At 68.5% G+C, this 21,770-nt stretch carries 24 protein-coding genes and 2 tRNA genes; 12 read left to right on the top strand and 14 right to left on the bottom strand.

The window, feature by feature from the left end; genetic code table 11:
- Nucleotides 1-5: 5 nt before the first annotated feature.
- The 3 genes from ACK4I0_RS00270 to ACK4I0_RS00260 form a co-directional block, all read right to left on the bottom strand.
- Nucleotides 6-983: a TonB-dependent receptor domain-containing protein gene (locus tag ACK4I0_RS00270; RefSeq protein WP_409607303.1), complete on the bottom strand. Its 978-nt coding sequence runs from the start codon at nucleotides 981-983 to the stop codon at nucleotides 6-8.
- On the bottom strand, nucleotides 935-2,410 hold the full coding sequence (locus ACK4I0_RS00265) for a TonB-dependent receptor (protein ID WP_409606917.1): 1,476 nt from the start codon (nucleotides 2,408-2,410) through the stop codon (nucleotides 935-937). Before ACK4I0_RS00265 ends, ACK4I0_RS00270 begins: the two co-directional genes overlap by 49 nt.
- Nucleotides 2,411-2,621: 211 nt before the next feature.
- A complete protein-coding gene (locus ACK4I0_RS00260; protein WP_409606916.1) occupies nucleotides 2,622-3,353 on the bottom strand; it encodes a sterol desaturase family protein in 732 nt (243 codons plus the stop codon).
- Nucleotides 3,354-3,427: 74 nt separating this feature from the next.
- Between ACK4I0_RS00260 and ACK4I0_RS00255 the strand changes: the two genes are divergently transcribed.
- Complete coding sequence (locus tag ACK4I0_RS00255; RefSeq protein ID WP_409606915.1) at nucleotides 3,428-3,913, top strand: sterol desaturase family protein; 486 nt, start codon at nucleotides 3,428-3,430, stop codon at nucleotides 3,911-3,913.
- Here ACK4I0_RS00255 and fni read toward each other — a convergent pair.
- Nucleotides 3,880-4,923, bottom strand: a complete 1,044-nt coding sequence (fni, locus tag ACK4I0_RS00250; RefSeq protein WP_409606914.1) for a type 2 isopentenyl-diphosphate Delta-isomerase — start codon at nucleotides 4,921-4,923, stop codon at nucleotides 3,880-3,882. The two genes, ACK4I0_RS00255 and fni, sit on opposite strands and share 34 nt — an antisense overlap.
- Nucleotides 4,924-5,035: 112 nt before the next feature.
- Here fni and ACK4I0_RS00245 point away from each other — a divergent pair, with 112 nt between their 5' ends.
- The 3 genes from ACK4I0_RS00245 to ACK4I0_RS00235 are packed head-to-tail and all read left to right on the top strand — an operon-like array spanning nucleotide 5,036 to nucleotide 7,894.
- Nucleotides 5,036-5,929, top strand: a complete 894-nt coding sequence (locus ACK4I0_RS00245) for a polyprenyl synthetase family protein (RefSeq protein ID WP_409606913.1) — start codon at nucleotides 5,036-5,038, stop codon at nucleotides 5,927-5,929.
- Nucleotides 5,919-6,836: an ABC transporter ATP-binding protein gene (locus tag ACK4I0_RS00240; protein ID WP_409606912.1), complete on the top strand. Its 918-nt coding sequence runs from the start codon at nucleotides 5,919-5,921 to the stop codon at nucleotides 6,834-6,836. The genes ACK4I0_RS00245 and ACK4I0_RS00240 overlap by 11 nt, the downstream gene beginning before the upstream one ends.
- Complete coding sequence (locus ACK4I0_RS00235; protein ID WP_409606911.1) at nucleotides 6,833-7,894, top strand: ABC transporter permease; 1,062 nt, start codon at nucleotides 6,833-6,835, stop codon at nucleotides 7,892-7,894. Before ACK4I0_RS00240 ends, ACK4I0_RS00235 begins: the two co-directional genes overlap by 4 nt.
- Nucleotides 7,895-7,897: 3 nt before the next feature.
- On the opposite strand, the gene ACK4I0_RS00230 is transcribed toward ACK4I0_RS00235, so the two are convergent.
- The 3 genes from ACK4I0_RS00230 to crtY are packed head-to-tail and all read right to left on the bottom strand — an operon-like array spanning nucleotide 7,898 to nucleotide 11,474.
- The gene (locus ACK4I0_RS00230) at nucleotides 7,898-8,830 is read right to left on the bottom strand and encodes a phytoene/squalene synthase family protein (RefSeq protein ID WP_409606910.1); all 933 of its coding nucleotides are present in this window, start codon (nucleotides 8,828-8,830) and stop codon (nucleotides 7,898-7,900) included.
- Nucleotides 8,827-10,308 (bottom strand): phytoene desaturase, encoded by a 1,482-nt coding sequence (locus ACK4I0_RS00225; protein ID WP_409606909.1) that lies wholly within the window; start codon nucleotides 10,306-10,308, stop codon nucleotides 8,827-8,829. Before ACK4I0_RS00225 ends, ACK4I0_RS00230 begins: the two co-directional genes overlap by 4 nt.
- On the bottom strand, nucleotides 10,308-11,474 hold the full coding sequence (crtY, locus tag ACK4I0_RS00220; RefSeq protein WP_409606908.1) for a lycopene beta-cyclase CrtY: 1,167 nt from the start codon (nucleotides 11,472-11,474) through the stop codon (nucleotides 10,308-10,310). Before crtY ends, ACK4I0_RS00225 begins: the two co-directional genes overlap by 1 nt.
- A 77-nt stretch (nucleotides 11,475-11,551) precedes the next feature.
- Here crtY and ACK4I0_RS00215 point away from each other — a divergent pair, with 77 nt between their 5' ends.
- A complete protein-coding gene (locus ACK4I0_RS00215) occupies nucleotides 11,552-12,283 on the top strand; it encodes a fatty acid desaturase (protein WP_409606907.1) in 732 nt (243 codons plus the stop codon).
- A 13-nt stretch (nucleotides 12,284-12,296) separates the two neighbouring features.
- Here ACK4I0_RS00215 and ACK4I0_RS00210 read toward each other — a convergent pair whose 3' ends face one another.
- On the bottom strand, nucleotides 12,297-12,509 hold the full coding sequence (locus ACK4I0_RS00210) for a hypothetical protein (RefSeq protein WP_409606906.1): 213 nt from the start codon (nucleotides 12,507-12,509) through the stop codon (nucleotides 12,297-12,299).
- A gap of 174 nt (nucleotides 12,510-12,683) precedes the next feature.
- Between ACK4I0_RS00210 and ACK4I0_RS00205 the strand changes: the two genes are divergently transcribed.
- Nucleotides 12,684-14,327, top strand: coding sequence for an MHYT domain-containing protein (locus tag ACK4I0_RS00205; protein WP_409606905.1), 1,644 nt, complete (start codon nucleotides 12,684-12,686; stop codon nucleotides 14,325-14,327).
- A 39-nt stretch (nucleotides 14,328-14,366) separates the two neighbouring features.
- Here ACK4I0_RS00205 and ACK4I0_RS00200 read toward each other — a convergent pair.
- The 3 genes from ACK4I0_RS00200 to ACK4I0_RS00190 all read right to left on the bottom strand — a co-directional run bounded on the left by ACK4I0_RS00200 (nucleotide 14,367) and on the right by ACK4I0_RS00190 (nucleotide 16,228).
- Nucleotides 14,367-14,452: transfer RNA gene (locus ACK4I0_RS00200), tRNA-Leu, on the bottom strand.
- A gap of 42 nt (nucleotides 14,453-14,494) precedes the next feature.
- Nucleotides 14,495-15,916, bottom strand: coding sequence for a M20/M25/M40 family metallo-hydrolase (locus ACK4I0_RS00195; RefSeq protein ID WP_409606904.1), 1,422 nt, complete (start codon nucleotides 15,914-15,916; stop codon nucleotides 14,495-14,497).
- A 60-nt stretch (nucleotides 15,917-15,976) separates the two neighbouring features.
- Nucleotides 15,977-16,228, bottom strand: a complete 252-nt coding sequence (locus ACK4I0_RS00190) for a DUF3297 family protein (protein ID WP_409606903.1) — start codon at nucleotides 16,226-16,228, stop codon at nucleotides 15,977-15,979.
- 110 nt (nucleotides 16,229-16,338) lie between these two features.
- Between ACK4I0_RS00190 and ACK4I0_RS00185 the strand changes: the two genes are divergently transcribed.
- The 4 genes from ACK4I0_RS00185 (at nucleotide 16,339) to ACK4I0_RS00170 (ending at nucleotide 19,646) form a co-directional block, all read left to right on the top strand.
- On the top strand, nucleotides 16,339-16,800 hold the full coding sequence (locus tag ACK4I0_RS00185) for a hypothetical protein (protein ID WP_409606902.1): 462 nt from the start codon (nucleotides 16,339-16,341) through the stop codon (nucleotides 16,798-16,800).
- Between the two features lie 40 nt (nucleotides 16,801-16,840).
- The gene (locus tag ACK4I0_RS00180) at nucleotides 16,841-17,290 is read left to right on the top strand and encodes a hypothetical protein (protein WP_409606901.1); all 450 of its coding nucleotides are present in this window, start codon (nucleotides 16,841-16,843) and stop codon (nucleotides 17,288-17,290) included.
- Nucleotides 17,287-17,781 carry a hypothetical protein gene (locus tag ACK4I0_RS00175; protein WP_409606900.1) on the top strand — a complete coding sequence of 165 codons (495 nt, stop codon included), beginning with the start codon at nucleotides 17,287-17,289 and terminating at the stop codon, nucleotides 17,779-17,781. Before ACK4I0_RS00180 ends, ACK4I0_RS00175 begins: the two co-directional genes overlap by 4 nt.
- Before the next feature lie 74 nt (nucleotides 17,782-17,855).
- A complete protein-coding gene (locus tag ACK4I0_RS00170; protein WP_409606899.1) occupies nucleotides 17,856-19,646 on the top strand; it encodes a DUF885 domain-containing protein in 1,791 nt (596 codons plus the stop codon).
- Here the strand turns inward: ACK4I0_RS00170 and msrA are convergent.
- Nucleotides 19,643-20,293: a peptide-methionine (S)-S-oxide reductase MsrA gene (gene msrA, locus ACK4I0_RS00165; RefSeq protein ID WP_409606898.1), complete on the bottom strand. Its 651-nt coding sequence runs from the start codon at nucleotides 20,291-20,293 to the stop codon at nucleotides 19,643-19,645. The genes ACK4I0_RS00170 and msrA overlap by 4 nt on opposite strands.
- A 131-nt stretch (nucleotides 20,294-20,424) precedes the next feature.
- Between msrA and ACK4I0_RS00160 the strand changes: the two genes are divergently transcribed.
- Nucleotides 20,425-20,514: transfer RNA gene (locus ACK4I0_RS00160), tRNA-Ser, on the top strand.
- A 195-nt stretch (nucleotides 20,515-20,709) separates the two neighbouring features.
- Nucleotides 20,710-21,048: an Arm DNA-binding domain-containing protein gene (locus ACK4I0_RS00155; RefSeq protein WP_409607301.1), complete on the top strand. Its 339-nt coding sequence runs from the start codon at nucleotides 20,710-20,712 to the stop codon at nucleotides 21,046-21,048.
- Between the two features lie 69 nt (nucleotides 21,049-21,117).
- Here the strand turns inward: ACK4I0_RS00155 and ACK4I0_RS00150 are convergent, their stop codons facing one another.
- Both ACK4I0_RS00150 and ACK4I0_RS00145 read right to left on the bottom strand, forming a co-directional pair.
- Nucleotides 21,118-21,210, bottom strand: coding sequence for a helix-turn-helix domain-containing protein (locus ACK4I0_RS00150; RefSeq protein ID WP_409607299.1), 93 nt, complete (start codon nucleotides 21,208-21,210; stop codon nucleotides 21,118-21,120).
- 281 nt (nucleotides 21,211-21,491) lie between these two features.
- The gene (locus ACK4I0_RS00145) at nucleotides 21,492-21,653 is read right to left on the bottom strand and encodes a hypothetical protein (protein WP_409606897.1); all 162 of its coding nucleotides are present in this window, start codon (nucleotides 21,651-21,653) and stop codon (nucleotides 21,492-21,494) included.
- Between the last annotated feature and the right edge of the window lie 117 nt (nucleotides 21,654-21,770).

Here is a 21,770-nt window from a genome sequence, read left to right as displayed (position 1 = left end):
GCAGCTTAGTACCGCAGGCTGATCTCGGCGCCGAACATGCGCGGCTCGTTGAAGTTGGCGTAGTCGCCGATGGCGTTGGTGCCCGAGCGGTGCTCGGTCGACCGACGATACATGTGGTCTTCGTTGAGCAGGTTCCGCGACCACACCGACAAGGTGATCCGCTGGCCGGGGGCGACCTGCCAATCCGCCAGCGAGGCGCGGGCGTTGAAGATCAGCGAGTCCTGCGTGCGCTGATCGGACTGCTCGAAGCTCTGGGTTCCGGTGGCGAAGTTGCCGTCCAGGTGCAGGCGCAGATCCGCGAAGCTGAGCGGCCAAGTGTAGTCCAGCGACAGGCTGGCGGCATGCTCGGGCGTGTAGATGATGTAGACCGGCTGGACCGTGCCGCAGGCCGGACAGTTCGGCGTGGCGGGGAATGGGTTCAGCGCCGGCGGCACCGAGGTGTCGGTGTAGGCATAGGCGAACGAGGCGCGCAGGTTCTGCGTCAGGCGGCCCGAGACGTCGAACTCCACGCCCCTGATCTTGGACGTGCCGGGCGCATTGACCGTTTCAACCGTGTTGCGGGTGTTGCCGGTGATCGGGTCCGGCGCGACCAGGGTGAACTCGATCTGGGTGTTGGTGCGGTCCATGTCATAGACCGCCAGGTTCAGGTTGATACGATCCATCAACAGCGCCTTGAGGCCCAGTTCGCGGCTTTCGACCTCTTCGGATTCAAAGGGCGTGTAGGTCAGCGAGCGCGAGTTGGCGCCGCCCGCGCGGTAACCCGTGGCGTAGGTGGCGTAGACATTCACCGTCGGCGTCAGGTCGTAGGAGGCTGTGGCCACCGGATCGAACCGGCTCTCGCTCAGCTCGAAGCGGAAGTCGCGCGGCGTGTTGCTGACGCGATAGAGCACGCCCTCCTTATCGTCGCGGGTGTAGCGGCCGCCCAAAACCAGCTTCATCCGGTCGTCCAGGATCGGCGGCGTGTAGACGGTGTGGACGAACAGGCCCGCGCTCTTGGATACCGCCGAGCTGCCTCGGTCATGGCGCGGAAGCCACGGGTGATGCCCGCCACGCGCGGATCACGCACCACATAGTTCCCGTTGGAGCCCACGTAGGTCAGGGTGCTGGGCGTCGCCGCCTCTTCCCAGGCCGTTTCGCGGAAGTAGTAGAGGCCGACCACGTAATCGAGGCGGTCTTCCAGCGTCGTGCCGACCAGCTGGAACTCCTGGCTGGTCTGCGACTGACCCAGATCCGACAGGCTGTAGCGCGAGAAGTTGCGGGCCGAGTTGCCCTCCGGCGCATTGGGCTGGAACACCGGCGGACGGTTCGGACCGCCGGCGTTATCGTACTGTTCGACATCGACGGTGCGGTAGGCGGTGATGGAGCGCAGCTCCAGGTTCGGATTGATGCGCCAGTTCATGTGCAGCGAATGGCCCTCGACCTCGTCGATGCTGGGCTGCTGCGGCACGCCGATGTCGGCCACCTTCTGGCGCTTGGTGTGGACGTTCACGCCCGGCGGCAGGGGCGAGATGGTGCCGGCAGGGCGCGGGAAGACCGTCGAGATCGGCAGGTTCAGCGGGTTGTAGCTGACCAGCTGGCTGAGAAACGGGCTCGTCTCGCTGTGGCCCGTGTCATAGGAATAGATGGCGTCGAAAGCGTCGGTCGGGGCCCAGCGCGCCTGGGCGCGGAAGCCGCGGCGGTTCAGGTAGTTCCAGCCGACCTGGCCCTCCATGGGGTTCTCGGTGGTGGCGTCGTGGCGCTGCAGGGCGGCGTCCAGCTTGACGCTGACGCCCGCGAACTCGGGCAGGTCCAGGTGGGCGTCGAAGTTATAGCCGTTGAAGTTGCTGACGCCGGCGGTTGTGCGCAGGCCGTATTCTCCGGTCGGACGGCGCGTGACCATGCTGACCGCGCCGCCTTCGGTGTTGCGGCCGAACAGGGTGCCTTGAGGTCCGCGCAGAACCTCGACGCGCTCGATGTCCAGCATGGCAGCGTTCAGACCCTGCTGACGGCCCAGATAGACGCCGTCCAGATAAACGCCGACGCCCTGTTCGCGGGCGGGCTGATTCGCGTCGTTGGGCACGATACCGCGAATGCCGACGGTCAGGGCGGTCGAGCGGGACTCGAAGGTTGTCATCCGCAGGGTCGGCACGCTGTTGGCGATGTCCAGCAGAGACGAGATCTGGCTGTTCTTCAGCGTCTCAGCGCCCACGACCGCGATGGCGATGGGGGTGTCGCGCAGGTTCGTCTCGCGCTTGGTGGCGGTGACTATGATCTCCTCGACACTGGCCACGGGGCCGGCGGTCGGGTCCAGAGGATCCACCGGCTGGACCGGCTGAGCCAGAGCCGGAGCGGCGAAGGCGGCCGCGCAGCACATCGCCAGTGGGCTGGCCGCGACGCTCAGCAGGGATTTGATCTTGAGGCAGGCCGTCATGGTCCGTGTGTCCGCCGGTGAGGACAGACCCGACGACGCCCCATGCGTCGTCCGCACGACAAAACGCCGCAGCCCGCCCGCGACCGGCTTTAGCGACGCGGTGTGACGGAGCCGCCGAGGTTCGATGACGGCCGAGCCAATGTTCGGCTACGCTTGAGCGACCTTTGCATGACAGATTGTCGCAACTGAGAGCAGGCGGGACGGACCGCCCTCAATCCCTGCTGCGTGAGGCTTTAAGTTCCGTGGATCGCCACCGATCCCACATCTGGAAGTACAGGCCGTAGTTGCCGTTGAACTGCTTGTGGTGAAGGTCGTGGTGGGTGGCGGTGATGAGCCAGCGCAGGGGCGCGCGCTTCAGCCAGGCTTCGGGCCAGACCTCGCGGCCCGCATGATTGAGCACGGCCGTCGCCGTCATCAGCGTCAGCAGCGCCAGAGCCACGCCCCAGTGGATCGGCACGACCAGGGCCAGCGCCGGCAGGAACCAGGCGGTCGCCGCCGCCTCGGCCGGGTCGAAGGCGAAGGAGGCGAAGGCGCTGGGGTCGCGGGATCGATGATGCTCGGCGTGCGCCCAGCCAAAGACGCTGGGATGGTGCAGACCTCGGTGCACCCAGTAATAGAAGGCGTCGTGCGCCAGCAGATAGACGACGAAGCTGACCGGCAGCCACCACAGCGGCCAGGCGTTCGGATCGTCGTAGATCGCCGTGCCGCCGCGCTTCCACCACTCCAGCACCAGGGCGGCCGGCAGGGCGTAGATCGGGCAGGCGATCAGGGAGGCGACGATTTCGCGCCGCATCCGTCGGCGGTCCGGCGGGCGATGGTTCAGCTGGCGACCGCGCCCGGCCCCTCGCCACAACAGGGCATGGGTCACGACGCCGACCACGATGTAGCGCACGCCGATGATCAGGCTTAGCGCCAGGGTCGTGACGAGCAGGTCAGTCAGCATCCGCGCACAGGCGGTCAAAGCGCCAGCGCGGTCAAGTCATGGCGGCCGAGGCGTGTCGCGGTTATGATGGCTTCATGTCCCTGATGGTGATGATCCTGCTGTTCGTGGCGACCTTCCTGGGCATGGAGGTCTTCGCCTGGGCCATGCATCGCTATGTCATGCATGGACTGTTGTGGCGCTGGCATCGCAGCCACCACGAGCCGCACGATCACGTGCTGGAGAAGAACGACCTGTTCGCCGTGGTCTTCGCGGCGCCGGCCATCGTTCTGATCGCGATAGGCCTGCATGTCTGGTCATGGGCGCTGCCGGTCGGCCTGGGCGTGACGGCATACGGACTGGTCTATTTCTTCTTCCACGACGGCCTGGTCCATCGGCGCTTCCCAACGGGGATCGACGGCCGGTCCGGCTTTTGGCGGCGCCGCATCCAGGCGCACCGCCTGCATCACGCGGTGCGCACGCGCGAAGGCTGTGTCTCGTTCGGCTTTCTGTGGGTGCGGTCGGCCCGGGCACTGAAGGCCGAACTGTTTCAGAAGCGCGGCTCGTCCAGCAACGGCGCCTGAGCCAGGGCGGACAGGTCGGCCGATCCCGTGCAGAAACAGGCCAGACGAAGCTGAGCGGCCATAAGCTCCAGATGATCGACGACGGCCTCGGTCGAGGTCAGGGCCGCATCCAGCACACCGGCCGCCTGACCGACCAGTCGCGCGCCTAGTCGAATGGCGCGGGCCGCGTCCAGGCCATCGCGGATGCCGCCCGAACCGATCAGCTCAAGCTGCGGCGCGGCGCGGGCGCAGTCGACCAGACTGCGGGCGGTCGGCACGCCCCAGCCGGCGAAGGGGGCGGCCAGCGCCTCCGCCCTGCCCCCGGTCGCGCGCGCGCCCTCGATCAGGCCCCAGTTGGTGCCGCCAGCGCCCGCCACGTCCAGCGCGGCCACGCCCATGTCGGCCAGGCGGCGCGCGACCGGGCCCGACAGACCGGCCCCGGTCTCCTTGACGATCAGCTTGCCCGGAAAGGCGGCGGCCACCTGCTCGATCCCTCGCGCCACGCCGCGCCAGTCTCGGTCGCCCTCGGGCTGCACAGCCTCCTGCAGCGGATTCAGATGCAGGATCAGGGCGTCGGCGCCGATCATCTCGACCGCCCGCCGGGCCTCGCCGACCCCATAGCCCAAGGCGAACTGAACGGCGCCCAGATTGGCCAGGATCATGGCGTCGGGCGCGCGCCGCCTCAGGTCCAGATTCAGTCCCAGGCCCCCGTTCGTCTCCAGCGCCACCCGCTGCGACCCGACCGCCAGAACCACGCCCAGCGCCTGGGCCGCCTCGGCCAGGCGGGCGTTCACCGCCTCGGCGCGCGACGGACCGCCGGTCATCGAACTGATCAGAAACGGCAGGGCCGCGCGGCGTCCCAGGAACCGGGTCGACAGGTCGATGGCGTCATGGTCCAGGTCCGGCAGGGCGTCATGGACGAACCGCACCGCATCCAGCCCCGAAGCCGCCCGGCTGACGCCGCGTCCGGCCAGGACATGATCGATGTGCTCGTCCTTGCGCCGGATCAGGGCGTCGGCGTCTGAAGGCATCGGAAACAGCTCCCGGCGGGTTGCATCCGACGCAGTCGTGATGCCTGATGGCAGCATAGCGGTTCGGATCAACGTCGCAACGCGGCGGGCCGGCGCGGGACCGGGAGACAGCATGGCCATCGCCGGCGCACGGCCCCAGACGAATACGCCCTATGCCCCCGCTTCGTCCGCGGAGCTGCACCTTCAGGTCCAGGCCCGCTTGGTTGAGCTGGTCCCGGCCGACAACAGCCTGTTGTCGATCTCCGCCCGCGAAGCCCTGCTGGGGCCAGGCAAGCGCGTTCGCCCGCTGCTGGCCATGATGGCGGCCGGCCATGTGGGGGGAGCGGCAGAAGACGCCCTGGATTACGGCTGCGCGATCGAGATGGTGCACGCCGCCTCGCTGGTGCTGGACGACCTGCCCTGCATGGACGATGCGGCCCTTCGGCGCGGCCAGCCGACGCTGCATCGCCGGCGGGGCGAGGACGCGGCGGTGTTGGCGGCGGTGGCGCTGCTGAACCAGTCGACCCGTGTCATCCTGCAGACGCCTCTGCACATCGAGGACCGCCTGGCCGCGATCGATCTGCTGACCCACGCGGTCGGCTTCGAGGGCCTCGCCCAAGGTCAGATGCGCGATCTGCGCGACGCGCCGGGCGACCGCGACGCGGCGGGCCTGCGCCAGATCAACGACCTGAAGACCGGCGCCCTCTTCATCGCGGCGGTGCAGGGCGGCGCGCGGCTGGGCGGCGGCGACGAGGCCGACATCGCCCGGCTGACGGCGTTCGGAGAGGCCATCGGCTTTGCGTTTCAGCTATGCGACGACCTGCTGGACGCCTACTCCACTGTCGAAGCCCTGGGCAAGGACGTCGGACAGGACGACGAGGCCACCTTCGTGGACCTGTGGGGCGAGGGTCGCGTGCGCGCGGCGGTGCGCCAGTCTCTGACCCGCGCCGGAGACGCCGTCGGTCATGACAGCGCGCTTAATCAGTATGTCCTGGCCCTGTTCCGGCATGCCGACCTTGGCGTCTGACGCCACGCCGGCGCTGGTCCTGGAAGCGGTCGAGGCGGGCTACGACGGCCGGCCGGTGCTGCGGGACTTCAGCCTCTCCATCGCCGCCGGCTCGATCTACGCCCTGCTGGGCGCCAACGGAGCGGGCAAGTCCACCGTGGCGCGTGTCGCCTGCGGCCTGCTGCCGGCGCGGCGCGGACAGGTCAGGGTCGGCGACGGCGCTCAGTCACGCGGACGCATCGGCCTGGCCCCCCAGGACAGCGCGCTGTTTCCCGCCCTCTCTCCCCGCGAGAACGTCGAGGTGACCGCCCGGTTGTGCGGCCTGGCGCGCGGGGGCGTCCGCGCGGCTGTGGACCGCGCCCTGGCCCTGACCGGCTGCGAGCCACGCGCCGATCAGGCGGTGCGCACCCTGTCCGGCGGATGGCGGCGCCGCGCCAATCTGGCCGCGGCCCTGGTCGGACCGCCGCGCCTTCTGATCGCCGACGAACCGACAGAGGGCGTCGACGCCGCCACGCGCGGCGTTCTGGCCCACGCCCTGCGCGCAACGGCTCAAGGCGGCGCCGGGTGCCTGCTGATCAGCCACGACGCGGTCTTCGTGGCCGAGACCGCCGACCGCGTCGGCGTCATGGCGCAAGGGCGTCTGATCGCCGAAGGCGCGCCTCACGACCTGCTACGCGAAGCCTTCGGCGTGGCGCGCCTGCTTAGCGTGCGCTTTCCCAAACCAGCGTCGGCCGAGGTCGCGAGCCAGCTCGCCCGCGCCGGACTGACGGAAGACGGCGAGGGTCTGGAATGGCGTCGCCTGTCGGAAGACGCCCTCAGCTTTGCACACACGCTCGCGCCGCTGGTGGATTCGGACGGCGGAGAGATCGCCGTGCGCCGTCCGGGGCTCGACGACTTGGTCGCGCGCCTTTCGGGCGGTTTGTCATGATGGCCGTGGCGGGCGCCTGGGCGGGGAGCTTCTGGCGGGATCGGGCCGGCGTCGTGCTGACGCTGCTGCTGCCGCCGCTGGTCTATCTGCTGTTCGCGGCTATCTTCGGCGCCGGCGCGCGCGGCGACATCGACACGGCCGTAATGCTGCACGATGCGGCGCGCACTCCAGCGAGCTCTGCGATGGTCGAGGCGCTAGAAAACGACCTGGGCGGCCGTCTGAGAACTGTCGACGCCGCCGCTGAACTGGAGCGCGGGGTTCTGGACGGCCGCGCGGACGCCGGCGTCCTGATCCGCCCCTCGGTCAGCGGCCCGCCCCAGGTGTCCGTCGTCTCGGCGGCCGGGCGAGATGTCGCGGCGGCGGCGTTGCAGGCCCGGCTCGAGCCCATGGCCGCCGCGCTGGCGGGGCAAACCTCACCGCCGGCCGCCCGCGTCGCGATCCGAGAGGTCGGACCCACGGGCGACGTTCAGGCCGCCTATTACGCCGGCGCCGTCAGCGTGATGTTCGTCTTCTTCGCCGCCATGCACGGCGCCATGGGCGGGCTGGACGAGCGGCGCTCGGGCTTGCAGGCGCGGCTGGCGCTGGCGCGCGGGGGGCTCGCGCCCATTCTTGGCGGGCGCGCCGCGTGGCTGACGGCGGTGGGCGTCATGCAGACCGGCGCGGTCTTCGCCGCCGCCTGGACGCGCCTGCCGGCCCTGGCGGCGTGGCAGATCGCTGGTGCGGCCGTTACCGCCGTCCTGGTCGGTTTCGCCGCCGCCGGTCTGGCCCTGGCCCTAACGGCGGCGTGCCGATCGCGCGAGCAGGCCCAACCGCTGACCACCTTCGTCGTCCTGCTGCTGGCGGCGCTGGGCGGCTCCATGGCGCCGCGCTTCCTGATGCCCGAGGCCTTTCGCGCCCTGGGCTGGGCCACGCCTCACGCCTGGGCCATCGAAGCTTATCAGTCGCTGGTTTGGCGCGGCGAGTTTACGCCGGTCGTCCTGTCCGGCTGGGCCGTGCTGGCGGCGCTGGGCGTGGCCGGCCTGGGGGCGGCCCTAAACCTTGAGCGCCGTCGCGGCTGAACCTCAGACGTGGGTCCACAGAGCCGGACGCGGCGGCGGCTCGCGCCAGGCGTCCAGCGTCTTGCACCACAGGGCGATCAGCCCGCCGCGTCCCAGCAGGACCAGCTTGCCGGCCTTATCCACCGAGGTCCGCCCGTCCCAGGCCGCCGGCCCCGCGCGCGACACATGCCGCCCAATGGCGCGATAGACGCCCCGCGCCGTGGCGATGGCCCAGGCCGAGCGCGGGTTGAGATCGCGCAGGCCCCAGCGGGCCGAGGCGTAGAAGGGCTCGGCCGCCTCGACAAGGCGCTGGGCGGTGCGGGCCACGGCCGCGCGATGCTCGGGCGCGGCGACCTGATCGCGCGGCACGCCGGCCTCGTCCAGCCAGGTGCCGGGCAGATAGACCCGGCCGCCCTGCGCATCCTCGACCACGTCGCGGGCGATGTTGGTCAGCTGGAACGCCAGACCCAGGTCCTGCGCCCGTTGCAGGGTCGGCGCATCGTCCACGCCCATGATCCGGGCCATCATCACGCCGACCACGCCAGCGACGTGATAGGAATAGTCCAGCGTGTCCTCCAGCGTGTCGTAACGCCGGCCGAGCACGTCCATCTCGAAGCCTTGCAGCAGATCCATGGCCTCGTCGGCGGGGATGCCGTGGCGCATGGCCACGCGCTGGAAGGCGGTGAAGACCGGATCGGTCTGCGGCTCGCCCGCCAGGGCGGCGGTGGTTCGGGCGCGCAGTTCGTCCAGCTTCTGCCCCGCCAGCACCGGATCGATGCCGACCGCGCCGTGGCCCAGCACTTGGCCGTCGATCTCGTCGTCGCAATGCCGGCACCAGGAATACAGCATCCAGGCGTCGTCCCGAATCGCCGGAGGGAACAGGCGCGCGGCGGCCGCGAAGCTCTTGGAGCCCTGCTCCATCGACTGGCGGCTGTGATCCAGGACGACGTCGGTCATGCGGTCTGCCTTGCATCCTCGATCATCAGGCCGGCGGTCGCCTTGGCCGAGCCGACCACACCCGGCACGCCCGCGCCCGGATGGGTGCCTGCGCCCACGAAATACAGGTTCGGGATCTGGTCGTCGCGATTGTGGACCCGGAACCAGGCGCTCTGGGTCAGGATCGGCTCCAGCGAGAAGGCCGAACCCTGGTGCGCGTTCAACTGGTCGCGGAAATCGACGGGCGTGAAGATGCGGCAGGTGTCCAGATCCGCCGTCAGGCCCGGAATATAGTGCTCTTCCAGATAGGCCAGGATGCGGTCGCGATAGCGTGGCCCTTCCACCTCCCAGTCGATGTCGGCCGAGGCCAGGTGCGGCACCGGCGCCAGCACGTAGAAGGCATCGCAGCCCTCGGGCGCCAGGGACGGGTCCGTCCGCGTGGGCGCATGCAGGTACAGCGAGAAGTCGTCGGGCAGGTCCGGCCCCTTGAAGATTTCGGCGATCAGCTCGCGATAGCGCGGGCCGAACAGGACCGTGTGGTGGCGCACTTCGGGGTGCACGCGCTTCAGGCCGAAATAGATGACGAACAGCGACATGGAGTGCCGCTTGGCAGCCAGGCGCGCGCCCTCTTTCTTGCCACGCGGCTCCTGGCCCAGCAGACGCTGATAGGTGTGCACGACATCGGCGTTGGAGGCGACCATGTCGAAGTCGATGGTCTGACCGTCCACCACCACGCCGGTCGCGCGCCCGTCGGCCATGGTGATGCGCTCAACCGGGCTGTTCAGACGCACTTCGCCGCCGAGGTCCTGAAGCAGTCGCACCATGCCCTGGATCAGGGCGCCGGTGCCGCCGCGCGGGAACCACACGCCCCAGCGGCGCTCCAGCGCGTGGATCAGGGCGTAGATCGACGAAGTGGCGAACGGATTGCCCCCGACCAGTAGCGAGTGGAAGCTGAACGCCTGGCGCAGGTGCTCGTCCTCAATATAGCTGGCCACCTTGTCGTAGACCGACCGCCAGGCCTGCAGGCGCATCAGCTCAGGCGCCGCCTTGACCATGCTGGCGAAGTCCAGGAACGGCACGGCCCCCAGCTTCAGATAGCCTTCCTTCAGCAGGTCCTCGGAATAGGCCAGGAACTTGCGATAGCCTTCCTTGTCGGCCGGATTGCGAGCCACGATCTGGCGATCCAGCTCGTCCTGGTCGTTGACGTAGTCGAACACGTCGCCGTCTTCCCAGCACAGCCGATAGAAGGGCGCGACGGGCAGCAGTTCGACGTAGTCCGACAGCTTGCGCCGGCTGGCCTCGAACAGCTCTTCCAGCGCCGAAGGGTCGGTGATGACCGTAGGGCCGGCGTCGAACGTGTAGCCCTTGTCCTGATAGACGTAGGCGCGGCCGCCGGCCTTATCGCGCGCCTCGAAGACTGTGGTCTGAATGCCCGCCGACTGCAGGCGGATGGCCAGCGACAGCCCCCCGAAACCCGATCCGATCACCGCAGCCCGCATTACGCACGTCCCTTTTCGATCAGGCAGGTCAGCGCGGCGCCCACCGGCACCGGCGGCTTGCCGCTGAGAATCCGCGCCTTGTCGCCCAGCGTCGATCCAGCCGCATAGAAGCGCTCGATCAGCGGCTGGGGCAGACGATAGAACCGCTCCAGCACCTTGTAACGCTCTTGCGGCTTCGCGGCGCGAAACAACATCCGATTCAACAGACGATAGAAGCCTCGCTCGGCCCATACGTCGCGCGCACGGCGTCGGATGTCGCCTGCGACATCGTCGACACGCAGGCTTTTCGCCAGATGGTCGGCCAGCCGCACCGCGTCCGGCAGGGAATAGCCGGTGGTCGGATGAAACAGTCCCGCGCGAAGCCCGCTCAGCGCGACCGGCCCATGCCGTTTCAGATGCGCGGTGATGTCGCCATCCAGCGCCACCGGCAGCACCCCGTCCTCTTCGCGCAGGATCGTCTCGATCAGCCAGCCCTGTTGCGCCGCATAGTCCAGCACGCCTTGGCGAAACACCTCGCGGTCCAGGTCGGCGCCGTCGGTGTAGCGCGTGTCCTCGATCAACAGCGTCCGCTCATCGAACGGCAGAGTGTAGAGGAAGCGATAGCCGCCGGCCTGATCGACGCAGGCGTCCATGACGATCGGCTCGGTCAGACCATGGGGCTGCGCCAGCCGCACCTCCAGCCCGACGAACTTCTGAAAGCCCAGCGCTAGGTCTGGCGTGGCCGTCGGCCCGCGCCCGTCGATCACGGCGCGTGCCCTCAGCCGTCGCCCGTCGGTCAGAACGGCCTCGCGCGGCGACACCGACACAACGGGCGCGTTCAGCATGATCCGCTCCGGCAGCGCGGCCTGGACGACCTGCGCGAACCGCTCGGCGGTCACGCTGCGATACCCCGTCGAAAGACGGCGCTCGAACTGGGGAAAACGGACGTGATAGGCGAGCCAGCGATGCACGATCAGCGGCGCGATCCACGCCTGCTGCGCCTCGGTCAGATCGGCGTCGAAAAACGACCAGGTGTGCACCCCGCCCAGGCGGTCGGCGCCCTCCACGATCCGCACGTCCAGGTCCGGCCGAACCTGCGACAAGCGCAGCGCCAGCAGGCCATTGGCCAGGCCGCCGCCGACAAGGAGGAGGTCCGGCCCAAGATCATCGAAGGCGTCGGCCTGCATGCGCGACAGGTGACACGCACCGCCGTCCGGAGCAAGGACAGGACGACGTCGCCGCGACAATGCGCTAGGATTGGGCCATGGTCGCCACTCACACAGCCTTCGTGGCGCCGCGCCAAACCCTGATCGGGCTCGCGCTGGCGGGCGGACTGATCGCCAGTTGGCTGACCCTGCACATTTACGGCGTCTACTTTCATCGCTGGACCGGGTGGAGCGTGCTCATCGTGCCCGTCGTGATTGGGGTCCAGACCTGGCTATCGGTGGGCCTCTTCATCGTGGCGCACGACGCCATGCACGGCTCGCTGGCGCCGGGCCGTCCGCGCCTCAACACGTTCATGGGCCAGTTGGCGCTGGGCCTATACGCCGGTTTTCACTTCAAGCGCCTCAAGGCCGCGCACTTCAATCACCACGGCGCGCCCGGCACCGCCGAGGATCCCGATTTCCACGCCGACGACCCCAAGGCCTTCTGGCAGTGGTTCTGGCGGTTCTTTCGAACCTACTTCGGATGGCGCGAGATGGCGGTGCTGTCCGCCCTGGTGGCCGCAGCTGTCCTGCTGCTCGGCGCGCGCATACCCAACCTGCTGCTGTTCTGGGCCGTCCCCGCCCTGGCCTCGGCTCTGCAGCTCTTCACCTTCGGCACCTGGCTGCCGCACCGGGCCAGCGACGTTCCGTTCGCCGATCATCACAACGCTCGCAGCAACGGCTTCGGCTCCCTGCTGTCGCTGCTGACCTGCTTCCATTTCGGCCGGCATCACGAGCACCACCTCGAACCCTGGCGACCTTGGTGGCGGCTGGATCGACCCCGTTCGTGACACGCCATTTGATCTAAGGCCGGGTCCGGATTTCCCAGTCCAGCGTCCACCGGTTCGCGCCGGAGGGTTTCAGTTCGCTGACCGCCGCCGTCACCTGCCGGTCGAAGCCGTCCAGCACGACCAGACCGCCGGCTGCGGACGATATGACGGCGTTGGTTTGCCAGAACGGCCCACCCGCTCCCCGCATCGAGAAACGTACGTGAACGGTGTCGTTATGCTGAGGCATGCGGCGATCCAGTGCGGCGAGGCCACGGCCTTGGCGTCCCGGACCTGGAGGGTCAAGGCTGTCGCAGAGCGGATTTTTGGGGTCAGCGCCGGACCGGCCGACCTGGCGCGTTGCAATCGCTGCGCCCAAGCTTCACCCTGACGCTGGGCCATTCGCCCGCACCGCGAGGTCCATTTGCATCATCACCATCCGGTGCTGTTCGTCGTCCTCTCCCTTGCGGTCGCGATCGGGGGAGCCTGGACGGCGCTCGAACTATTTCAGCGCACCCGAACCGACACGCGCGAACGACGCATGGTCTGGGTCGGCGTCGCGTCGACGGCCATGGGTCTGAGCATCTGGTCGATGCACTTCATCGCCATGCTGGGCTTCGATGTCGGCGTGCCCCTCGACTACGATCCCGGACTGACAGCCTTCTCCCTGGTCGTGGCGATCGTCGGCACGGCCGGAGCCTTTTTCGCCGTCTCTAGCGGGCAAGGCGCGCTGCGGCTTGTGACGGCCGGCGCAGCCATGGGCCTGTCGATCTGGACCATGCACTATGTCGGCATGGCCGCGATCCGGATGGTCCAACTGAGACACGATCCGGTGTGGATGATGCTGGCCTTCGCGGTCGCCGTGAGCGCCTCGACTGCGGCGCTTTGGGCGGCGCCGCGTCAAACCTCGTCAGCATGGCGGATGGCGGCGGCCGGGCTCATGGGTCTGGCCATCGCCGGCATGCACTATACCGCCATGATCGGCGTGACGGCGGCTTCCGCCGACCCGTCCGGCGCGACGGGTGGCGGATCCGCCGCGTTTCTCGCTGTAAGCCTGGCGGCTGTCACAGCCGTCGCCCTGCTCGGAGCCTTGGCGGCGTCGCTGCACGACCAGCGCCAGAGGTTGCTGGAGGTGCTCGACGCGGGCGGCGTGGGTCATTGGGAGATGCATCCGTCCACCGGCGCCGTCCAGGCCTCCGCGCGTGCGCGTACGCTGATGGGCCTGCCGCTTGGAACGCTGCTCAGCGACCAGGAATGGGCTGACAGGATGTCAAACGGGTCGCGTCGAGAACGGGCGGCGCTTGTCGCGCGCCTTCTCGAAGAGGGCGGAGACTATTCGGCCGAATATCAACTGCTCGACGAACGCTGGGTCGGACTGCGCGGCCGCGTGCACCGTGGCCGCTCTCGGCGCACACTAAAGATCAGCGGCATCATCACCGACCTGACCGATCAACGCGCAGCGTTCGAGGCGGTCGCCGCCAGCGAACAGCGCCAGCGCGTCCTGATCAACGAGCTCAATCACCGGGTGAAGAACACCCTCGCTTCGATCCAGTCCATCGCTCGGCTGACGGCCCGTCGGTCGCCCGACCTGTCCAGCTTCCTGTCCGCGTTCGAAGCGCGGCTCCAGGCCCTGTCCAATACGCAGAATCTGCTGACCGCCCAGTCGTGGACCCGTGCCGAGATCGGGGCCCTGCTGGCCTCGGAGCTGGCGCCCTACGCCAAGGAGCAGGCCATGCTCAAAGGGCCGGAAGTCTGGGTGAACGCCGAGCAGGGCCTGTCGCTAGGTCTGGTGTTCCACGAACTGACGACCAACGCCGCCAAGCATGGCGCGCTCAGCACGCCCGACGGATGCGTCGAGGTAGACTGGCAGACAATGGATGGGCGCATCGTGATGCGCTGGGCCGAGCGCGGCGGCCCCAAGGTTTCACCCCCCAGCCGGCAGGGCTTCGGCTCTCAGTTGATCCGTTCCAGCATAGAGCGAACCCTGGGCGGTGAACTGAGCATCGACTACGTGCCGACCGGCGTGCGCTACAGCCTGTCGTTTGAACTGGCCGCGCCCACAGGCTGATCGCCTCATGACCGATCAGACAATCAGGCCGAGGATTGATGGTGCGGGCGGCCGGGGTCGAACCGGCAAGGGCTAGGCCCGACGGATTTTAAGTCCGTTGCGTCTACCAGTTTCGCCACGCCCGCACTGAAGCCTCATATATCGGCCGTGCGGGTAAGCGCCAAGCCTCAGGGCGTCGGCGCCGCGGCGCGGAAGTCAACGTCGCTGTCGGCGATCAGCCACAGCAGGGCGGCCCAGGCGGCGACGTTCTGATCCATCGCCTTGGGGTCGATGCGGTCGATGACGTCATCGGCGGTGTGGTGCACGTCGAAATAGTCAGTGCCGTCCTGCGCCAGCTGGAAGGCGGGCACGCCCAGCGCGACGCTGGGGCCGGTGTCGGGGCCGCCGCCGCGCGCGGGCGCCGGATTCCACAGCACGCCGATGGGGGTCAGCACGCGCATGGCGGCCTTCTGAAAGTCGCTGTCGGCCTGGCCGCTCGGCAGGCTGAGACCGTAGATGCGGCCGGCGCCGAAATCGCTTTCGGAAATGGCGACGTGGTTGGCGACCTCGTTCGCGATAGAGTCGGCGTAGGCTCGGGCGCCGGCCAGGCCCTGCGCGGGCGCGGGCTGGCTGACCTCCTCGGCGCCCCACCAGACGACGCGAATGGTGCGGCGCGGGGCCTGGGGCAGGTCGGCGATCAGCTTCAGCGCGGCGGTGGTGATGGCGATGCCGGCCGCGTCGTCGATGGCGCCCGTGCCCTGGTCCCAGCTGTCCAGGTGACCGCCGATGGTGATGATCTCGTCGGGACGTTCGCGGCCGCGCACCTCGGCGATGACGTTCTGTGACCGGCCGGGCGCCTGGAAGGCGGCGGTGGACTTCAGGCGCAGCCGGATCGGGCCCTCGTTCAGCGCCACCAGGCGGCGGATCTGGTCGGCGTCGGGCGGGCTGATGGCGAAGGCCGGGACGGTCCCCTCGCCCACCCGCGTCGCGCCGGTGTGCGGGAAGCGGTGATCGTGGGTGCCCAGCGAGCGCAGCACATAACCGACCGCGCCGCGGGCCGCCGCCTCGGTCGGCCCCTGGAAGCGCATGACTGAGGACGAGCCGTAGCCGCGTCCGTCCTGGGCGCGGATTGTGTCCTGAAGAACGACTGCGATCTTGCCCGTCAGCGAACTGGCCGGCGCATCCAGCAGGCCCTGCCAGGTCTCGAAAACCACAGCCTCGGCTTCAATGCCCTCAGGCGGAGTGGCCTCTCCGCCGCCCAAGCCGACGGCGGCCAGGGGCTGAGCGTGGCGGCCGACGATCTCCACCGACTCCTGACCCCGCGACCAGGCGCTGAGGGGGAAGTCCTGCAGGCGGACGTTGTCGAACCCTTCGGCGCGCAGATAGCCGACGCCCCATTCGGCCGCCGCGCGCTCGGACGCCGTGCCCGCCGGGCGCGGGCCGAAGCGCGTCGTGATGGCCTCGACGATAGAATAGGCGCCCGACCCCGCCATGGCGCGGTCGCGAAGCTGCTCAGCTGTTCGGATCGCCTGCGCGTCCTGAGCCAGTGCAGGCGCGGCGAGCATGGAGGCCGATGCGGCCAGGACGACGAGGCGAGACAGACGGTTCACGAGCGGCTCCGGCGAAAAGAGACGCCGGACCCTAGACCTGAGTCGCCGCTGTCGAAAGCGTCAGTCGTTCTGCAGATAGGGCTCGACCGCGCCCTGTAGCTTCACCGTCAGGGGCTTGCCGCGACGGTCGACGCGATTACCCAGGGCCAGCCGGACCCAGCCTTCTGAAACGCAGTATTCCTCGACGTTGGTCTTCTCTTCGCCCTTGAAGCGGACGCCGATGCCGCGCGCCAGCAGATCGGCGTCGTGGAAAGGGCTGTCGGGATCGACGGACAGACGGTCGGGCAGTTGGTCGGGCTGGGCGTCGGACATGAAGGCGCTCGCGAACAGGAAGGGCCGCCTGATAGCCGTCTGTGCGAAAGAATCCAATTCTCTCCAAGCTGAGCCGTGAACTCTTAACGCCCAACCCGCGTTCAGCGATCATGATCAAGGTTGTGGTCCCCGCTCTAGCCGCCCTCGCCGTCACCGCCTTCGCGGTGCACACCAACGCGACCGACGACCAGGGCGCGGACGGCGCCGGCTGGCATCTGAGCCACGAAGACGACATGGCCAAGCTGGCCTACGGCATGCCCAACTCTGATCAGCTCGCTCTGATGATGACCTGTTCGCCCGGCGACGCGGAGGTCGTGATCTACGGCGACATGAAGCCCGACACGCCGCATCTGGTCCGCGCCTCCATGGGTACTCAGAACCTCGACCCCCTGTCCGCCGGCGACTTCGAGGAAAGCACATTGCCGCTGAACGACGCCGCCCTGCGCGGCCTGGTTGAGGGCCGGGCCCTGCCGGTGCGAGGCGAGGCCGGCGAAGCGCGCCTGACCGCCAGCGACGACGAGCGTCACATGGCCGCGACCTTCCTGGCCTATTGCGGTTCCAGCCGCGCCTGAGCCACAATGACCGTCTCGGTCGTCAGCGGGGGCTGAAGCCATGATCCATCTGCTCGGAGCCTTGGCGGCTGCGGTTACGGTGCTGGGCGGTCAGGCCGCGGCCCAGACCGTAAACCCTTCCGCCTGGACCTGGACTCTCTATGAGGGCGAAGGCCCCCTGGTGCTGGCCAATGAGATACCCGACACGCCGCGCCTTCGGGCCACGCTCGAATGCGAGCCGGGATCGGGCGTAACGCGCGTATCCTTCTATGAGGCCGCAGCGGCCGCCGGTTTCGCCACAGCCCGATCTGGCCAGGCCACCGCCGCGGTCGAGGTGACCAGCACGCGCGGCCGTTTGCAGACGGCTCTCCGCACCGACCACCCTGTCTTCGCCACGTTCGCCGCCAGCGGCCGGCTCGAGCTGGAATTTGCCGACCGGGAAGAGGTCGTAGAGATCGGCCGCGCCGCCCTGCCCCGACTGCGCCGCTTCGCCGAGTTGTGCAGCGGATGAGGCGCATCGCTTACACCGTAGCCGCCCTGGGCGTTCTGACGCTCGGCGCGTGCGCCACAGCCCCGGTCACGACGGACAGCCCGTCCTCGGGGGCTCCAGCGCCCGTCTCCGGGCTGGATTGGCGCCTGACGCAGGACGGCGGCGAAGCTAAGCTGGCCTTTGGATCCGAAGCTTCCGACGATCTTGAACTCGCCTTCGAGTGCGCCGCCGGGGCGAGCCGGGTCGCCATCATGGCGCCGGGAATAGCGGGCGAGCGCGAACTTCATCTTGAATCCGGCGGTGACACCGAACGGTACCGCGCCGAGGCCGAGCCTCTGGGCGTGCGCGACGGCGTCTTCCTGACCACCGAGACCGGGGCGAAGGAACCGGTGCTTCAGCGGTTTCGTACCCTCGGCTGGATCGCGCGCTGGCGGGGTCAGACCCGCGAAGTCTATACAGCTCATCCGGCGACCACCCCCGACATCGACCGCTTCTTCGCCACCTGCGGCTGATCCGCGCCCTTGGCTTGACGCTGGCGCTCGCGTCCGCTCCCCTTCCGGCTATCGACGCACAGAGGGGAAGTCGCATGCGCGCTGTCATGGTCGCCGCCGGATTGATTATGGCCACGCCGAGCCTGGCCACGGCTCAGACCACGCCGCCCGCCGCCGCCGCGCCAGCGCCGGCCAGGGATGCACGGCTCGCCGCCCTGATCGCCGACTACGACGCCTATCTGCGCGCAAACGACCCCGTAGCGGCGGGCAACGACGGCGACCGCGCCGCCCTGTCGCGCCTGCCCGACACGTCGCGCGCCTTCGAAATGGCGCAGCGCGCGCCCCTGCAAGACTTCCTGGCTCGGGCCGAGGCCATATCGGCCGGCGCCCTGTCTCAGTCGGACCGCATCGACCGCGACTTCATCATCACCCTGGTCTCCCGGCGGCTTGAGGGGATCGACCTGGACACCAGCCGCCTGGCCTTCAACTCCGAGGGCGGGCCAGGCACATGGGCCGTCTATCTGGGCTCAGGCGCGCGCATTCGGTCTCAGGCCGATGCTGAGGCCTGGATCGCGCGGCTGACCGCGCTTGGCGGCGTCTATGACAATGCCCTTGAGAACGCCCGTCGCGGCCTGACCACCGGTCTGGCCCAGCCCCGCTCCGTCGTCGAGAGCGCCATCGTCCAGGCTCGGGCTGACACAGCCCTGACGCCGCAGACCGATCCCCTGCTAAAGCCCTTCGACGCCGCCAATCTGCCTGAAGCTCAGCGCCAGGCCCTGCGCGAGCGCGCCGCCGCGGCTGTGGCCCGACACGTAACGCCGCGCCGTCAAGCCTGGCTGAGCTTCCTGACCGACGAAGCCCGGCCCGCCGCGCCCGACACCCCTGGCCTGGTCAACCGCCCGGGTGGGCGCGAAATCTACGCCTATGAGGTCAAGCGCTACACCACCACGGACCTGACGCCCGACGACGTTCACCGCATCGGTCTGGAAGAGGTCGCCCGCATCCGCGCCCGCATGGATACCGAGATGGCAGCCTCGGGCTGGACCGGCGATTTCGCGGGCTTCCTCGAGTATCTGCGCACCGATCCGAAATTCTACGCCGTCAGCCGCGAAGAGCTGCTGGAAAAGGCGTCCGAGATGTCCAAGCGCGCCGACGACGCCCTGCCCGGCCTGTTTGGAACCCTGCCCCGCTTGCCCTATGGCGTGCGCCCCGTGCCGGCCGAGATCGAAGCCAACTACACCACCGGCCGCTATAGCTCGGGCTCAATGGCGAACGGGGTGGCCGGCGGTTATCTGGTCAACACCTCGCGTCTTGACCAGCGCCCGCTCTACGAACTGCCGGCCCTGACGCTGCACGAGGCCGTGCCCGGCCACCATCTCCAGATCGCCCTCCAGCAGGAAGCCGCCGCCCAGCCGTGGTTCCGCCAGCGTGCGGGCGTCACCGCCTTCACCGAGGGCTGGGGCCTCTACGCCGAGTTCCTGGGCGAAGAGATGAACTTCTATCGCACGCCCTACGAGCGGTTCGGCCGCCTCAGCTATGAGATGTGGCGCGCTTGCCGCCTGGTGGCCGACACGGGCATGCACTGGATGGGCTGGTCGGTCGAACAGGCGCGCGCCTGCTTCCGCGACAACTCCGCGCTCGCCCCGCACAACATCGAGACCGAGCTTCAGCGCTATGTCGGCTGGCCCGGCCAGGCCACGGCCTACAAGATCGGCGAGATCCGCCTGCGCGAGATCCGCGCCCGCGCCGAGGCAGCGTTGGGCGACCGCTTCGACGTGCGCCGCTTCCATGACGCCCTTCTGGTGCCCGGCCCGCTGCCGCTTGCCCTGCTGGACGACTACATGGACGGCTGGATCGCGGCTGAGCGTGCGCGTCCGGCCGCCTAGGCCTCCACGCCCACGCCGATCGGGCAGGTCACCCCGGTCCCGCCGATGCCGCAGTAGCCGCCGGGGTTCTTGGCCAGATAGCCCTGATGATAGTCCTCGGCGAAATAATAGGGCCCGGCGGGCACGATCTCGGTCGTGATCCGGCCGCGCCCGGCCGCGTCCAGCGCCGACTGATAGGCGTCGCGAGACGCCTCGGCCGCCTGCTGCTGCGTGTCGCTCAGCGTATAGATGGCCGATCGGTACTGGGTGCCCACGTCATTGCCCTGGCGCATGCCCTGGGTCGGGTCATGGTTTTCCCAGAACGCCTTCAGCAGCTGGTCGTAGCTCGTTTCGGCCGGATTGAAGACGACCTGCACCACCTCATTGTGGCCGGTGCGGCCCGAGCACACCTCTTCATAGGTGGCGTTGGGCGTGATCCCACCCGAATAGCCGACCGAGGTGACCCAGACGCCCGGCAGGTTCCAGAACACCCGCTCCACGCCCCAGAAACAGCCCATGCCGAAGATGGCGGTCTCGAACCCGTCGGGATGCGGACCCTTCAGCGGCCGGCCGGTGACGTAATGCACCTCGTCGGTCTTCAGCGGCTGGTCGCGCCCCGGCAGGGCGGTGTCGGCGGTGGGCAGTTCGGCGGGCTTCGAGAACAGCATGGTCAGGCTCCGAAAAAGTCTCGAACGCCATATGGGGCGTCCAACCCGGCTTGCCCAGCCGCCCGACCTGTTCTATCTGCCTCGCCTCCCCGGGCGACCACCCGGCGGAGTTCACGCCGGGCGTGGAAAACGGACAGGTGGCGGAGTGGTCGATCGCGCACGCTTGGAAAGCGTGTGTAGGTGAAAGCCTACCGAGGGTTCGAATCCCTCTCTGTCCGCCACGGCGCACTTTCAGCACATCCATACGTGTCCGCAAACATCCGGCAAACTATCGTACTTGCTGGCCTTTTTGTCCGCTTCCATCTGGACACGGCTTTTAGCGCTCGACATAGTCCAATCTATAAACGTGGGTAGACTCGGGGGTCAGTTTGCGACTTCATAATCGCCTAGGCGCGCTCGCCGTCAGCCGCCAGAAGATGCCGGGAATGTATGCAGATGGGGGCGGCCTTTATCTGCAGGTCAGCCGAAGCGGGTCAAAATCGTGGATCTTCCGGTACGCGATGGAGGGCCGGGAGCGAGAAATGGGGCTTGGCCCCCTGCATACCGTAAGCCTCTCTGAAGCGCGGGAGCTCGCACTTGAGGCGCGCAAGCTGAAACTCCGCGGCATCGACCCCATCGACGCGCGGAACGCGGCCCAAGTCGGATTGGAAGAGGTCTTGGACAGTTTCACTAGCCGATCATGCGCTCTTTCGCTTAAGCCCGGCCTAAGACGGCGACGTCGCTGTGCGTGGACCGAGGGAGCTTCAGCCTACTGAGCGGAACTGCCGGGGTGCGCTAAGACCAGACATTGGTCCCTCCGCCAGAAGCGGCCGTTCAATGCCCAGTCAAGCTTGGAGTCGGTAACCCACGCCGGGTTCAGTCAGGATCAGTGACGGCTGCGCGGGGTCGGCTTCCAGTTTGTGCCGGAGCTGGCCTATGACGACCCGAAGATACTGGGTTTCAGCGGCATACGCTGCGCCCAGACGGCGCTGAGCAGGTTCGCGTGACCGACCAACTTGCCGGCATGCCGCGCGAACGTCCGAGCAGATCGTATTCCTTGGGCGTCCGGCGCACGGGCTGGCCGTGACGCGTCACCAGCCGACTGTCGAGATCAATGACTATATCCCCGGCGACGATCGGCCCCCGATGCACCGTGGGATCGGACGTCTGGCGCAAGCCGGCGCGGATGCGGGGCCAGGAATTCGCCGACGCCGAACGGCTATTCCACATAGTCGTTCGCGCTGCGGTGGAAGGCCTCGATCTTGAGGCCAAAGTCGATCACCACGGCGTCTGGACTCCACAGAGCGATCCCAAGCAGGCCTTCCTGGCCGCCGTCTGCCAGCTTCGGGTCGTAGCCGCCGGCGTTCACTGCGGGTTTCACGCCCTGGAATTGAGCGGATGATCTTCGGGCGCATCGGAGGAAGCCGTAGGGACCAGCCCGACTAGCGACCACAATCCGTCGCGGGTTAAACGGAGACAGATCAACTGTAGGAGCGCG

It is taken from the genome of Brevundimonas sp., from assembly GCF_046295775.1.
Lineage (GTDB): Bacteria > Pseudomonadota > Alphaproteobacteria > Caulobacterales > Caulobacteraceae > Brevundimonas.
The sequence above is the reverse complement of the archived record's forward strand: the minus strand, read 5'-3'. Positions and strand labels throughout refer to the sequence as shown.